14 protein-coding genes are annotated in these 14,004 nt (G+C 73.4%); 9 read left to right on the top strand and 5 right to left on the bottom strand.

Annotated elements, in window-relative coordinates; translation table 11 throughout:
• Positions 1-71: 71 nt before the first annotated feature.
• Positions 72-1,511, top strand: a complete 1,440-nt coding sequence (locus TCUR_RS11195; protein ID WP_012852611.1) for an AMP-binding protein — start codon at positions 72-74, stop codon at positions 1,509-1,511.
• On the opposite strand, the gene TCUR_RS11190 is transcribed toward TCUR_RS11195, so the two are convergent.
• The gene (locus TCUR_RS11190; protein WP_012852610.1) at positions 1,508-1,780 is read right to left on the bottom strand and encodes a GlsB/YeaQ/YmgE family stress response membrane protein; all 273 of its coding nucleotides are present in this window, start codon (positions 1,778-1,780) and stop codon (positions 1,508-1,510) included. The genes TCUR_RS11195 and TCUR_RS11190 overlap by 4 nt on opposite strands.
• 315 nt (positions 1,781-2,095) lie before the next feature.
• Here TCUR_RS11190 and TCUR_RS11185 point away from each other — a divergent pair, with 315 nt between their 5' ends.
• Entirely contained in the window at positions 2,096-3,946 is a 1,851-nt protein-coding gene (locus tag TCUR_RS11185; protein ID WP_012852609.1) for an AMP-dependent synthetase/ligase, read from the top strand.
• 70 nt (positions 3,947-4,016) lie between these two features.
• On the opposite strand, the gene TCUR_RS11180 is transcribed toward TCUR_RS11185, so the two are convergent.
• Positions 4,017-4,400, bottom strand: coding sequence for a hypothetical protein (locus tag TCUR_RS11180; RefSeq protein WP_148232991.1), 384 nt, complete (start codon positions 4,398-4,400; stop codon positions 4,017-4,019).
• A gap of 424 nt (positions 4,401-4,824) precedes the next feature.
• Between TCUR_RS11180 and TCUR_RS11175 the strand changes: the two genes are divergently transcribed.
• The 4 genes from TCUR_RS11175 (at position 4,825) to TCUR_RS11160 (ending at position 8,044) form a co-directional block, all read left to right on the top strand.
• The gene (locus TCUR_RS11175; RefSeq protein ID WP_245537029.1) at positions 4,825-5,514 is read left to right on the top strand and encodes a Crp/Fnr family transcriptional regulator; all 690 of its coding nucleotides are present in this window, start codon (positions 4,825-4,827) and stop codon (positions 5,512-5,514) included.
• A gap of 23 nt (positions 5,515-5,537) precedes the next feature.
• A complete protein-coding gene (locus tag TCUR_RS11170; RefSeq protein WP_012852606.1) occupies positions 5,538-5,786 on the top strand; it encodes an EF-hand domain-containing protein in 249 nt (82 codons plus the stop codon).
• 371 nt (positions 5,787-6,157) lie between these two features.
• Positions 6,158-7,339 (top strand): zinc-dependent alcohol dehydrogenase, encoded by a 1,182-nt coding sequence (locus tag TCUR_RS11165; RefSeq protein WP_012852605.1) that lies wholly within the window; start codon positions 6,158-6,160, stop codon positions 7,337-7,339.
• 135 nt (positions 7,340-7,474) lie between these two features.
• Positions 7,475-8,044 (top strand): universal stress protein, encoded by a 570-nt coding sequence (locus TCUR_RS11160; RefSeq protein WP_012852604.1) that lies wholly within the window; start codon positions 7,475-7,477, stop codon positions 8,042-8,044.
• A gap of 16 nt (positions 8,045-8,060) precedes the next feature.
• On the opposite strand, the gene TCUR_RS11155 is transcribed toward TCUR_RS11160, so the two are convergent.
• Entirely contained in the window at positions 8,061-8,642 is a 582-nt protein-coding gene (locus TCUR_RS11155; RefSeq protein ID WP_012852603.1) for a DUF4333 domain-containing protein, read from the bottom strand.
• A gap of 68 nt (positions 8,643-8,710) precedes the next feature.
• Complete coding sequence (locus TCUR_RS27045) at positions 8,711-9,280, bottom strand: DUF4333 domain-containing protein (RefSeq protein WP_012852602.1); 570 nt, start codon at positions 9,278-9,280, stop codon at positions 8,711-8,713.
• A gap of 381 nt (positions 9,281-9,661) precedes the next feature.
• On the opposite strand from TCUR_RS27045, the gene TCUR_RS11145 reads away from it, so the two are divergent.
• The gene (locus tag TCUR_RS11145; RefSeq protein ID WP_012852601.1) at positions 9,662-10,597 is read left to right on the top strand and encodes a metal-dependent hydrolase; all 936 of its coding nucleotides are present in this window, start codon (positions 9,662-9,664) and stop codon (positions 10,595-10,597) included.
• A gap of 101 nt (positions 10,598-10,698) precedes the next feature.
• Positions 10,699-11,634 carry an alpha/beta fold hydrolase gene (locus tag TCUR_RS11140; protein ID WP_245537028.1) on the top strand — a complete coding sequence of 312 codons (936 nt, stop codon included), beginning with the start codon at positions 10,699-10,701 and terminating at the stop codon, positions 11,632-11,634.
• Here the strand turns inward: TCUR_RS11140 and yczE are convergent.
• Positions 11,619-12,305, bottom strand: a complete 687-nt coding sequence (yczE, locus tag TCUR_RS11135) for a membrane protein YczE (RefSeq protein WP_012852599.1) — start codon at positions 12,303-12,305, stop codon at positions 11,619-11,621. The genes TCUR_RS11140 and yczE overlap by 16 nt on opposite strands.
• A 230-nt stretch (positions 12,306-12,535) precedes the next feature.
• Between yczE and yczR the strand changes: the two genes are divergently transcribed.
• On the top strand, positions 12,536-13,996 hold the full coding sequence (yczR, locus tag TCUR_RS11130; RefSeq protein WP_012852598.1) for a MocR-like transcription factor YczR: 1,461 nt from the start codon (positions 12,536-12,538) through the stop codon (positions 13,994-13,996).
• Positions 13,997-14,004 lie beyond the last annotated feature (8 nt).

The following is a 14,004-nucleotide window of genomic DNA, read 5'->3' as shown; positions in this document are numbered from 1 at the left end:
ATCCCCCATGAGTGGGCGTCCCTCCGTGGACGCACCGCAGTGATTCCCGCCCCCACCCCCGGAGGCTCGACATGGACGGCTATGCGGCCGTGCATCAGCGCAGCATCACCGATCCGGCCCGGTTCTGGGGAATGGCCGCCCGCGAGGTGCACTGGCTGGTGCCGCCCGACCGGGTGCTCGACGACGGGGCGCCGCCGTTCTACCGCTGGTTCACCGGCGGCGAGCTGAACGTCTGCGACAACGCACTGGACCGGCATGTGGCCGCCGGGCACGGCGACCGGCCCGCGCTGATCTACCCCGGCGGGGCGGCCGGCCCGCCGCAGGTCCGCACCTTCGGGGAGCTGGCCGAGACGGTGGCCCGTTTCGCGGGCGCGCTGGCCGAGCTCGGCGTCGGCGGCGGCGACCGGGTGCTGGTGCATCTGCCGCTGTCGCCGGACGCCGTGGTCGCCGTGCTGGCCTGTGCCCGGCTGGGCGCAGTGCACGTGGTGCCCTCCCAACGGGCCGGGGCCGGGGAGCTGGCGGCGCAGATCGACCTGACCCGGCCGAAGGCGGTGGTGGCGGCGGCCGGGGAGGACGGTACGGCCAAACCGGTGCTGGAGAGCGCACTGCGGCTGGCCTCGCACCGCATCCCCCGCCGGCTGATCCGGCACCGCCCGGACGCCCGGGTGGTGCCGCCCCGCGACGTGACCTGGGAAGAGGCGCTGGCGGCGGCGCGCCCGGCCGGGTGCGCGCCGGCCGCGGCCACCGACCCGCTGCACATCCTGTTCGCCCCCGGGCCGGAGGGGGTGGTACGGGGGGTGGTCCGCGACCACGGCGGGTACGCGGTGGCGCTGCGGTGGACGATGGAGCACATCTACGGGGCCGGCCCCGGGGAGGTGTTCGGGGCGACCTGCGACCTGGGCTGGGCGGCCGGGCTGTCGGGGGCGCTGCACGCGCCGCTGCTGACCGGCTGCACGCTGCTGCTGCACGACGGGGGCGCGGGTTTTTGGGCGGCCGCCGCCGAGCACGGGGCGAAGGCGGTGCTGACCACGGCGGCCACGGCGGGCGCGCTGCGGGCAGCGGGCGGCGCGCCGGACCGGGCGCCGGCGGCGGTCTTCCTGGCCGGGCGGCGGCCGGACCGGCGGATCTGCGCCCGCGCCTCCCGGGCGCTGTGCCGCCCGGTGACCTGGCAGTGGGAGCGTCCGGAGACCGGACGGCCGATCGCCGCCGCCCCGCACGGGCTGGAGCCGACCCCGGTGGACCCGGAGGCCGCCGGCCCTCCGGTGCCCGGATTCGATGTGCACGTGCTGGCCCCGGACGGAGCGCCGGCCGCCGCGGGGACCGACGGCGAGCTGGCCATCCGGCTGCCGCTGCCGCCGGGCTCGCTGACCACGCTGTGGCGCGACGATGAGCGGTTCGTCGCCGAGCATCTGGCCCGGCGGCCCGGCTACTTCCTGACCGGGGACGCCGGGCGGCTGGGCGCCGACGGCCACGTGCGGGTGACCGGGAGCGCCGGGCCGCGCCCCTGCTAGGCGCTGCCCTTCTTGGGCCACAGCGAGGTCACGATGAGCACGCCGACGGCGGCCAGCAGGATCTGCAGCAGCGCCACCGGGAAGCTGAAGCCGCCGTTGCCCCAGCCGAAGACCTCCTGCCCAAGCCAGGAGCCGGCGATCGCCGCCAGGACGCCGACGAGGATGGTCAGCCAGATCGAAATGCTCTGCCGGCCCGGCACGATGAGCCGGCCCAGCGCGCCGATGATCGCGCCGAAGATGATCGCGGTGAAGATGCCCCCGACGGTCATGACGGCCCCCTTTCCGTCGCCTCCGCGCGTCCGCGGAGAGGAACCGTCGGGGCCTCTACCCCCAAGTTCCGCGCCGCAACCCGCCCGGCCGCCGGCGGCCTTCCAAGGGCCGCAAGCAGCCCGGCCCCGGCCGCATCGGTGAGCCGCGGCGGGCCTGCCTGTGCCACGGCCCGATGCCACCGCCCCTGGCGGGCGGTGGCCGTGTACCCGTGCACAGCGACAGATCAAAGGTCGATCACAGGGCTTGTCCGGACCGGCCCGGACATGGTGCGATGCTGCTCTGCAAGTAACCACTGACTTCGAAGGGGTCACCAGATGCCGCAGGCCGACATCCTGGAGGAGCGGGCGGAGTTCGAGCGCAGGATCGAGGGCAAGACCCTGTGCACCGAGCTTCGCGCCACCGCCGAACGCCACCCCGACCTGCCCGCCTTCTCCGACCGTGAGGGGGACGGCTGGCGGACCCTGACCTGGGGGCAGGTCCGGCAGCGCACCCTGGAGGCGGCCGCGGGCTTCGTCGCGCTCGGCCTGGCGCCCGGCGAGGTCGTGGCGATGATGATGCCCAACCGTTCCGAGCACGTCCTCACCGACTTCGGCGTCGTGCACGCCGGCGGCACGCCGACCACCGTCTACGCCACCCTCGCCCCCGACCAGGTCGCCTTCGTGGCCGGCAACTGCTCGGCCGCCTACGCGGTGCTGGACGGGCGCGACCAGCTGGACCGCTGGCTGCCGGTGCTGGACAAGCTGCCGGCGCTGCGCAAGGTGATCGTGCTGGACGCCTCCGTCTGCCCCTCCGGCGACCGCTTCATGACCTGGGACGACTTCCTGAAGCTGGGACGGGAGCGGCTGGCGTCCGACCCCGCGGAGGTGGAGCGGCGCTGGCAGGCGGTCAAGCCGACCGACACCCTCACCGTGCTGTACACCTCCGGCACCACCGGCAACCCCAAGGGCGTGCTGATCACCCACCGGATGGCGCTGTATGAGGCGGCGGTCTCCGATGAGGTCTCCGAGCTGCCCGACCACAGCGTCTCGGTCTCCTACCTGCCGTACGCCCACATCGCCGACCGGGTGCTGAGCATGTACCTGCCGGCCCTGCGGGCCTCGCACGTCTACATGTGCCCCGACCCCGCCCAGCTCACCACGGTGCTGCGGGAGGCCCGGCCGCACTTCTTCTTCGGGGTGCCCCGGGTCTGGGAGAAGATCATGGCGGGCATCCAGGCGGTGCTCGGCGGCGAGACCGACGAGGCCAAGAAGGCCGCGGTGGCCCAGGCGATGGAGGCCGGCCGCGCCTACGTCAGGGGCCAGGAGTACGGCAACACCCTCACCGACGAGGTCCGCGAGGCCTTCGAGAAGGCCGACGCCGCGGTGCTGCGGCCCATGCGGGCGCTGCTGGGACTGGACCGGGTGGTGCAGGCGCTCAGCGCCGCCGCGCCGCTGCCGATCGAGGTGGCCCGGTTCTTCTCCGGCCTGGGCATGCGGATCATGGACGTCTACGGCATGACCGAGACCACCGGCGCGGCCACCGGCAACACCAAGGACGCCTTCAAGCTGGGCACGGTGGGCCGGGCCTTCCCCGGCATCGAGGTCAAGCTGGCCGAGGACGGGGAGATCCTGATCCGCGGCACCACCTGCACCCCCGGCTACCTCAACCGGCCGGAGGCCACCTCCGAGCTGCTGGACGCCGAGGGCTGGGTGCACACCGGCGACGTCGGCGAGATGGACTCCGACGGCTTCCTGAAGATCGTCGACCGCAAGAAGGAGCTGATCATCACCGCCGGCGGGGAGAACATCGCCCCGTCCCTGATCGAGAACCTGCTCAAGGAGCACCCGCTGGTCGGCCAGGCGCTGGCCTACGGCGACCGCCGCCCGTACGTGGTCGCGCTGATCACGCTGGACGGCGAGGTCGCCCCGGTGTGGGCCGCGGCGGCCGGGATCGAGAACACCGACGTGGCCGCGCTGGCGGAGGACCCGCGGGTGCTGGCCGAGATCGAAAAGGCGGTGCAGGACGCCAACGCCCGGCTGGCCCGCGTCCAGCAGGTCAAGAAGTGGAAGGTGCTGCCGACCGAGTGGACCGCCGAGAGCGAGGAGCTGACCCCCACCCTCAAGCTCAAGCGGCGGGTGGTGCACAGCAAGTACGCCGACGTGATCGAGGAGCTGTACAACGGCTGAGCCGGTGACGGCGCGGCATGCGGCCCGGTGGGAGCGCCGGGCCGCGTCCGCGCCGCCGGGCGCAGACCGCTCAGGACTTGCAGAGCTGCTCCTTCACCACGGCGATGATCTTGCGGGCGGCGGCCGCGTCGATCTGGGCGCCGCCGGTGGAGAAGCGGGAGCGCACGCCGTCGACCAGCGGCGCGCCCTGCACGCCCTTGCCGATGTCCGTGCAGGTCGCCTGGCCGGCCTGGATCGCCATCGTCTCGTCGGTGGCCAGCTTGGGGTCGATCTCGGCCAGGCGGGTCATGTAGCCCAGCCGCTCGTTCTCCGACAGCCCGCCGGGCGGCGGGGTGGAGGGCGCGGCGGCCGCGGGGGCGGAGGTCGCGGGTGCCGCGTCGCCTTCTTCGGAACCGCCGCCGCACCCGGTCACCAGCAGTCCGCACATCATCACAGAAGTGATCATCCGTCGCATGGGGGGACCATAACCGTATAAATCACAACAGACATCCCCCGTCATCGGCGAAAACGGCCGGATCGGGCCACTGGAACCCGGCGCATTGGGAGCTCCCACAACCGTCTCGGCAAAGGTGAATCGTCCCCATGACCCCACCGGCGAGCCCGATTCCCGCTCACGGCTGTGGTCGATCCCAATTTTTCGGCCAAAGGCCTGCGGGATGCCGCGGAGCGGGCGGGCGGGCCGGGCCGTCATCCCATCGTCCCGGCGCCCGGCCGCATTTCACGACGTGGACCGGCCCGCGCGCGACGAACGCAGCCGGCGAGCCTTGTCTGGAGGAGCGGGAAATGGGTCAATTGTTTGCACGAACCGTTGACGCCTTCATGGAGGACGGAACCGGACGGGGGGATGCATGCGAGAAGGACCCATGGAACGGGTGCCGGTGAAAGCCCCTTTTTGGGAAGCGCTGAGCGACGCCGACCGAGCCTTTTTGCAGCGGGCCGGACGCATGCGCTCCTTTCGTCCCGGCGGTGAACCGCTCACCTTCGAGGGCGACGACTCCACGCACGTCATCATCATCCTGGACGGCTGGGCCAAGGTGATCTCCCCGACCCACACCGGGCGGGAGGTGGTGCTGGCCGTGCGCGGGCCCGGTGACCTGGTCGGCGAGATCTCCGCGATGTTCGACAGCCGGCGCACGGCCACGGTGCGGCCGCTGGTGCCGATCCGGGCGCTGAGCGTGCCGGCGGTCCGTTTCAAGGCGTTCCTGGACGAGAACCCGCACTGCTGGTGGCCGCTGATGGCGACGGTCGTGGACCGCATGGGCGAGCTGGGCAACCGGCTGCGGGTGCACGCCGGCGCCGAGGGCACCTGCCGGCTGGCGCACCTGCTGGTGCACCTGGCGGAGCTGTCGCTGCGCTACACCGAGCCCGGCCCCGACGGGCGGGTGGCGATTCTGCCGCCGCTGTCACAGGCCGACCTGGGCAGCTGGGTGGACGCCTCGCGGGAGACGGCCGCCCGGGGCTTTGGCGAGCTGCGCGAAAGAGGGCTGGTCACCACCGCCTACCGGAGGGTCACCGTGCTGGATCTGCCGGGATTGCGCGCCTTCGCCGCCAAGTGCGCCGACGCGTAGCGGGACCTGCTAACGTCCCGGGCGTGACGAACGATCTGCCCGCCGGTGGTGCCGGCGCCGACGATTACGCCGCCACGTTCCGGATGATCGACCGTGACGGCGACGGATACATCTCGCTGGATGAGGTGAAGTCCCTGATGCGGGCGCTCGGCCAGGAGGCCGACCACGTCCGCGCCGTGGAGTTCATGGTGGACGCCGACCGCAGCCGGGACGGGAAACTGTCGCTGGCGGAGTTCTCCGCGTTCATGGCCGCCGTCCGGCCCGCCGGCTGAGGGCACCGGCGACGGTGCCGTCCCCCTAGCAGACCGAAGGAGTCTGCGAGCCGTCCCCGGCGACGGTCAACGGCCCGCCCGCCGGCGCCGCATGGCGCATCCCGGCCGGCGGCCCCGGGACCGGCCCGGTCAGCGCCCCCTGCCGGGCGCCGGGCCCGCACCACGGCCGGTGCCGCCGGTGGACGGGCAGATCAGCGCGCCCCCGCGGCGGCTGCGCGCGCACCCGCCGGGCGAAGGCCTCCTCGTTCGTCTCCGGCGGAATCGCCGGGCCGTTTGAGAGACGACAGGCGGGTAGGGCGGTGGCGGAAGGCCGTGAGCGGGCGACCGTCGCCGGCCGCGCCGTGCACGGCGAGGCGGCCGAAGGGGCACTCATGAAGGCTGTGACCTGGCACGGCAAGCGCGACGTACGGGTCGAGGAAGTGCCCGACCCGTCGATCAAGGAGCCCACCGACGCGATCGTGCGGATCACCTCCACCGCGATCTGCGGGTCGGACCTGCACCTGTATGAGGTGCTCGGGCCCTTCATGGGAGAAGGCGACGTCCTCGGCCACGAGCCGATGGGGATCGTGGAGGAGGTGGGCGCCGAAGTCGCCCATATCAAGCCCGGCGACCGGGTGGTGATCCCGTTCAACATCGCCTGCGGCCGCTGCCACATGTGCGACCGCGAGCTGTACGCCCAGTGCGAGACCACCCAGGTCCGCGACCACGGCATGGGGGCGGCGCTGTTCGGCTATACCAAGCTGTACGGGGAGGTGCCCGGCGGGCAGGCCGAGTACCTGCGGGTGCCCCAGGCGCACTTCGGGCCGATCAAGGTCCCCCAGGGACCCCCGGACGAACGGTTCCTGTACCTATCGGACGTGCTGCCCACCGCCTGGCAGGCGGTGCAGTGGGCCGACGTCCCCGACGGCGGCACCGTGGCGGTCTTCGGGCTCGGGCCGATCGGGCAGATGTGCGCCCGCATCGCCCGTCACCTGGGGTACCGGGTCATCGGGGTGGAGCCGGTGCCCGAGCGGATCGCGATGGCCGAGCGGCACGGCGTCCGGGTGCTGGACCCCGGGCGGGTCGATGCGGCCGCCGAGACGATCCGGGAGATGACCGGCGGCCGCGGCGCCGACTCGGTGATCGACGCGGTGGGGATGGAGGCGCACGGCTCCCCCGGCGCCAAGCTGGCGCAGACGGTGACCGGGCTGCTGCCGGACCGGGCCGCCGCCCCGCTGATGTCGCGGGCCGGGATCGACCGGCTGGCGGCGCTGCACCAGGCGATCGAGGCGGTCCGGCGCGGCGGCACCATCTCCGTCATCGGGGTGTACGGGGGGATGGCCGACCCGCTGCCGATGCTGCGGATGTTCGACAAGGGCGTCACGCTGCGGATGGGGCAGGCCCACGTCAAGCGGTGGGTGGACGACCTGATGCCGCTGGTGACCGATGAGGCCGACCCGCTGGGCACCGAGGACCTGGCCACCCACCGGCTGCCGCTGGAACAGGCCCCCTACGGCTATGAGATCTTCCAGAAGAAGCAGGACGGCGCCGTCAAAGTGGTGCTCCGGCCCTGAGCCCTCGCCGCGGCGGCTTGGGCGGGTCACGGCGAACCGGCCGGCGGGGCGAAGCGCGCGAGTACAGTGAAGTGAAGGGCTTCCCTTGAAGCGCCGGTGCCGCGAACCTGGACTCCAGGACTCCAGGAGGCCACCGTGACCGAGACAACCGCCGCTCCCCCGCGCGTGATCGTCGGCGTGGACGACTCGGAGACCTCGCGGTGGGCGCTGTCGTGGGCGCTCGGAGAGGCCCGGCTGCGCGGGATGGAACTGCTGGTGGTGCACGTGGCGCCCATTCCGGCCTACCCGGCGGCGGTGGGGGTCCCCGGGCACGGCGCGGTGTGCGGGCTGCGCGATGTGGGCGGCGAGCTGGTCTCCCGGCTGCTGGCCGAGCTGCGGGAGGGCGGCGGGTGCGGCACCGTGCGGGTGTCGGGGATGACGCTGCTGGGCTCCCCGGGGGACGCGCTGGTCCGGCTGGCGCGCGAGGAGGACATCCTGGTGGTGGGGCGCGCCTCGCGGGGCCCGCTGTCGCGGCTGCTGCGGCCGTCGGTGCAGCGCCACTGCGCCGCGCACGCCCGCGCCACCCTGATCTGCGTGGCCCCGCCGAAGGTCGAGGCGATCACCGTTCCCGGCGCGGCGCGGGAGCGTCCGCTGCGCCGCCGGCTCTGGGGCGACCGGCGGCGCGGACGGGACGATTCCGGCGGCTGGAGCGGCTTCGGCGGCTGAGCGGGCGTCCGCGGCGTCAGCCCAGCATGACCTCCACGGGGACGCCGGCGCCCCGCCCCGCCGCCCCGCTTCCGCCGCGCACCGTGACCTGGGCCTTCCGGTCGACCCCATCGGCGTAGTGCAGCACGCAGGCCGTGCTCTCGCCCCGCTCGGCGGCCAGGTCGCCGGGGCAGGTCACGGCGCGCAGCATCCCGGCCTCCAGCCGTGAGGTCAGCCGCCGCAGCAGCCCGGCCTCCATGCGCGCCCGTTCGATCACGGGCCTGCCCGCTCCCCCTTGGGCGGCGGGAGGGAGCGTCACCGTGTGCAGGGTGTAGGCGTTGTATGCGATCCGGCCGTCCTGCACCGACAGGACGTGCACGTAGGCCACCCACGCGGTCCCGTTGACGGTGGTCAGGTCGCACGTCATGCCGCCGATGGGCGCGCCGGTCAGGTCCCTGGGGCAGTTCACCGAGCGGACCCGGCCGACCCAGCCGGTCAGTTCCCGTGCGATCCGCCGTTCGAGCTCGGCCTTGGGGATCGGGGAGGGGCCGAGCGGCGGCAGGGCGCACCCGATCGCCGTCACGGCGCACAGCAGGGCGCAGGCCAGGAGTCCGCGCATCGTCTTTCCCACGGTCAGGCGGCGCTCACGCGTCCGAAGATCACCGGCCGTCCCGTCGCCGCAGCGGCTCAGCTGAGCCGGATGTCGAAGTTGACGGTGGTGCCCGCCACCGAGGTCACCGTGATGGTGACCGCCCGCCAGGTGCCGTCGGTGAAGTGCAGGTCGCACTGCATGGTCGCGCCGACCTCACCGCGCAGGTCGCCGGGGCAGACCACCGAGCGCGGGTCGCCGTCCAGCCGGGGGGCCAGCTGCCGCAGCGCCTCGGCCTCCACCTGCGCCTGGGTCAGCAGCGGCACGCCGCCGGAGGGGGCGGGCGCCGTGGTCTGCCGCGGCGCCGGGGAGTTGATGTCGTAGCTGATCCGGTCGCCGTCGACGCCGGTGACGGTGACGTTGACGATCCGCTCGGTGCCGTCGGCGGTGACCAGGTCGCATCGCAGGGTCGCGCCGACCTCGCCGCGCAGGTCGGCCGGGCAGCTCACCGAGCGGGGCCGTCCGCCGAGCTGGTCGGCCAGCTTGTCGCTGATCTGGGATTCCACCTCCGCGGCGGTCACCTTCTTGTCCAGCAGGTCGGTGCAGCCGGTGGTGAGCCCGGCGACCAGCGCGGTGCCGAGCAGGGCGGGAGCCAGGAGCTTGCGCATCGACGTTCCTTGAGGCGTTGTCCGGTCGTACTCCCCGACGATCTCCGCCCGTCCGTCCCGCCGCCCAGTGTCCGTTGTCCCGTCCGTGGGGGGACTTTCCGCGGCGGGCGTCCGGGACCGTCTCACCCCGCGGGCCGGGACCGCCACCCGGCCGTGACGCCGTCCGGCCCGGAAAGAGCGGCCGCCGAAGGTCCGGGACGGGCCTTGTGGCTCTTGCGCCGCCGGCCGCTTGTCACCCGGCAGCCAAAGCGGGCCGGTATTTTGTGGCCCTGCAGCCAAGCGGACTTTTCCGTATAGGTCTTGACTTCTTCCCCTAAGGGTGACTGTGACCCCATGCGTCCCGCTCGGCGGGAGCAGAACACGTCGATGTGAGGAGAGGAAATGACCAGCCCGTTGGGAGCCGAGGGAGCCGTGCCGCAGATCGACGAACGGCATCCTCCGATCAAGACCCGGCGGGTCTCGTTCGATTGGGAGAACACCCCGCTGCACTGGATCCCGGGCGACCCGGTGGCCACCCACATGATCAACTCCTTCCATGTGGTGCTGCCCGAGGGCGAGAAGTGGTTCATCAACTGCGTCAAGGCCGCCATGCCCTACATCACCGACGAGCGGCTGCGCCAGGAGATCAAGGGCTTCATCGGCCAGGAGATGGTGCACTCCCGCTCGCACCAGGGAGTGATCGACAAGCTTCTGCTGGCCAACGGCATCGACGCCACCGTGGTCACCAAGCCGGCCGCCCAGGGCAACGCCGAGTGGCCCGCCAAGATGGAGGCGCTCAAAAAGCGCCACCCGCGGCTGTACAAGCAGCGGCTGCTGTTCGAGCTCGGCGCGGTGGCGGCCATCGAGCACTACACCGCGGTGCTCGGCCAGTGGGTGATGGACAACGACAAGCTGGACGCGGCCGGGGTGGACCCGACCATGCTGGACCTGCTGCGCTGGCACGGCGCCGAGGAGGTCGAGCACCGTTCGGTGGTGTTCGACGTCTACCGGCACCTGGGCGGCAAGTACCCGATGCGGGTCGCCTCCTGGCTGGTGGCGCTGTTCTTCCTGTACTGGGCGCTGATCGGCGGGACGCTGCTGTTCCTCAAGCAGGACCCCACCGTCAAGGGCAAGGTGACGCTGTGGCGGGTCTACCGCTCCTACCGGCGCTCGGTGCGCCGGGGCCTGGTCCCGGGGATCTTCAAGCTGCTGCTCGGTGAGGCCCCGGTCTACCTGCGGCCCTCGCACCACCCGTCCAAGGTGTGCTCCACCCAGAAGGCGCTGGAGTACCTGATGCGTTCCCCGGCCGCCCGCGCCGCCGGCTACAACCCGTACTAGACCCGACCCGGACAGGCGGGCGCGCGTGTAACGGGCGTCACCGCCGCAGCGGCTTGACCGGCGGCCTGCCCGCACGGTTCATTGACACAATGTCCAATGGCTTGGGTGAGCAGGTCGCCCGGAGCCGGGTGCGCTCCCGTTCCGGCGCGCAGGCGGTGGAGCTGGCGGTGTACCGGCAGGGCGACCCCGGCCGGCCGGTGGTGGTGCTGGTGCACGGCTACCCCGACACGCACGCCGTGTGGGACGGGGTCGCCGCCCGCCTCGCCGAGCGTTTCCACATCGTCCGCTACGACGTGCGCGGCGCCGGGGCCTCCTCGCATCCGGCCGGGACGGCCTGGTATGCGCTGGAGCACCTGGTGGCGGATCTGCGCGCGGTGCTGGAGGAGGCCGCGCCCGGCGGGCCGGTGCACCTGGTGGGTCACGACTGGGGCTCCATCCAGGCGTGGGAGGCGGTGTGCACCATGCCGGAGCGTTTCGCCTCCTTCACCTCGATCTCCGGCCCCTGCCTGGACCACGTGGGGCACTGGCTGCGCAGCCGGCTGGCCCGTCCCTCCCCCCGCAATCTGCGCATGGCCGCCGAGCAGGCGGTGCGCTCGTGGTACATCTCCTGGTTCCAGGTGCCGGTGCTGCCGGAGGCGCTGTGGCGGGCGGGCCTGGCTCAGCCGCTGCGCCGCATCCTGCGCCGGGGCGCAGGGCCGCTGCGGCACGGCAACCGCCCCTCGGGGACCTCGGCCGCCGATGCGGTGGCCGGGCTGGGCCTGTACCGGGCCAACGTGCGGGCCCGGCTGCGCGACCCGCGGGAGCGGCGCACGGACGTGCCCACCCAGGTGATCGTGCCGATGCGGGACGTGTTCGTCTCCCCCTACCTGGTGGGCGGGCTGCGCGCGTGGGCGCCGAATTTGACGCTGCGGCGGATCGAGGCCGCGCACTGGGTGCCGCGCACCCACCCTTCGGTGATCGCCCGCTGGGTGAGCGAGCACATCGCCCGGGTGGAGGACGGGGCGGAGACGCCCCGGCGGGGTCAGGCGCCCTCCTGACCGACGCCTTTACGTTGTAGATCATCTAGTGGGGGGAGGTGCGGCTCGCCGGCCCGGGACGGCCGGGGCCGCCCCTCCCCTCCCCCGGCGCGCCCTTCGATCTGCAGCGCCGGGATGAAGACGTGCGCCAGCGGGCCGATGGCGACCGCATACAGCAGCGTGCCGACGCCCACCGTGCCGCCCAGCAGCCAGCCCGCGCCCAGCACCGTCACCTCGATGGCGGTGCGGACCACCCGGATGGAATGGCCGCGCGCCGCCAGCCCGGTCATCAGGCCGTCCCGCGGGCCGGGGCCGAGCCCGGCGCCGATGTAGCAGCCGGTGGCGAAACCGCCGACGACGATCGCCGTGACCAGGTACGCCCACCGCATCGCGAGGGAGCGGGGGTCGGGCAGCAGGGCCGAAAACAGGTCGGTGAACAGCCCCACGAAGAGCGCGTTGCTGAGGGTGCCCAGGCCGGGCCGCTGCCGCAGCGGGATCCACAGCAGCATCACCAGGGCGCCGACGATGATGATCCAGGCGCCGATGGACAGCCCCAGCCGCCGGGACAGCCCCTGGTGGAACACGTCCCACGGGTCGTTGCCCAGGCCCGAGGCCACCTGCAGGGCGATTCCAAGACCATAGAAGGCCAATCCGATGTAGAGCTGGATCAGCCGGCGAATCAGCAAGGCCATTTCTCCGTTCCGTTCCGACGGCGCCCGCAGTCCCGCAGCCATGGCGGGCGGCCCGGCCTCCAGTCCAGGCCGTCTCGCGAGTCGACGCCGAATCTCGGGGCCAGGAGGGCGAACACGATCGGCACGGGGTCCTTCGAACGAGACGGGGATCGACGGGCCAAGGCCGCCGGTCAGCAGAATGGCCCCTTTCCGGCTTGCCTTTTAAGAGCCAATCCACAAAAGTGGCCTTCATGAGTGCGCGGTACATCAGCGGTCCGCAGCTCGCCCGGCTGCTGGGCGAGCCGCCGCGGGAGCGTCCCCGCTATGTCGCCCTGGCCCGGGCGGTGCGTGAACTGGTGCTCAGCGGAGGGCTGCCGCCGCGGATGCGGCTGCCGGCCGAGCGGGACCTGGCCGCCGCGCTCGGGGTCAGCCGGACCACGGTGACCGCCGCCTACGACCGGCTGCGCGCCGAGGGCTATGTGGAGAGCCGGCAGGGGGCGGGAAGCTGGACCGCGCTGCCGGCGGCGGACCGGCCGGCGCCGCACCGGGCCGTGGGCCGCCTGGGGCCGCTGGGCTCGGCCGACGAACGCCCCGACGAGGACCTCATCGACCTGGGCTGCGCCGCGCCCGCCGCCCCGTCCTGCCTGGCGGAGGCGGCGGCCGAGGCCATGGCCGAGCTGCCGCGCCACAGCACCGGCCACGGCTATGAGCCCACCGGGCTGGCGGTGCTGCGCGAGGCCATCGCCGCCCGCTACACCGAGCTGGGCGCCCCCACCCGCCCCGACCAGATCGTGGTGACCACCGGGGCCCAGCAGGCGATCTCGCTGCTGGCGCACGTGCTGGTGACGCCGGGCGACGCCGTGCTGATCGAACGCCCCACCTACCCGCACGCGCTGGAGGCCCTCCGGCGCTGCGGGGGACGGCTGGTGCCGGTGGGGGTCGGCGAGGGGTGGGATCTGGAGCTGGTGGCGGCGAGCATGCGGCAGGCCGCGGCCAGGCTGGCCTACCTGATCCCCGACTTCCAGAACCCCACCGGTCATCTGCTGGACGACGCCGGGCGGGCCGCGCTGGTGGCGGCCGCCCGCAGCGCCGACGCGCTGCTCATCGTCGATGAGTCCTTCAGCGAGCTGTCACTGGATCCGGCGGCGCCCCGGCCGCGTCCGGTGGCCGCCCACGACACCGGCGGCCGGGTGATCAGCATCGGCTCGGCCTCCAAGCTGATGTGGGGCGGCCTGCGCATCGGCTGGATCCGGGCCGGCGCCCCGCTGGTGCGCCGGCTGATCGCCGCCCGCGCGTCGGTCGACCTGGCCAGCCCGGTGCTGGAGCAGCTGGTCGCCTGGCGGCTGCTGGAGCGCATCGAGCAGGTGCGGGCGGAGCGGGCGCAGGAGCTGACGCGCAGCCGCGACGCCCTGGCCGGGGCGCTGCGCGAGCTGCTGCCGGAGTGGGAGTTCACCCTGCCGCGCGGCGGGATGAGCCTGTGGGTGCGGCTGGAGGCCCCGGTGGCGACGCCGGTGGCCGAGCGGGCCTGGCGGCACGGGGTGCGGGTGGTGCCGGGACCGGTCTTCGGAGTGGACGGGGTGCTGGAGGACTGCCTGCGCCTGCCGTATGTGCTGCCCCCGCAGACCCTGCGCACGGCCGTGGAGCGGCTGGCCGGCGCCCATGCCCGGACGCAGACCTCTCCCCTGGCGCGTCCGCTGCCGGCCTACGTCTAGGTCCCGGC

Origin of the sequence: Thermomonospora curvata DSM 43183 (assembly GCF_000024385.1) — a bacterium.
Lineage (GTDB): Bacteria > Actinomycetota > Actinomycetes > Streptosporangiales > Streptosporangiaceae > Thermomonospora > Thermomonospora curvata.
This window is presented reverse-complemented; position numbering and strand designations above follow the sequence as displayed.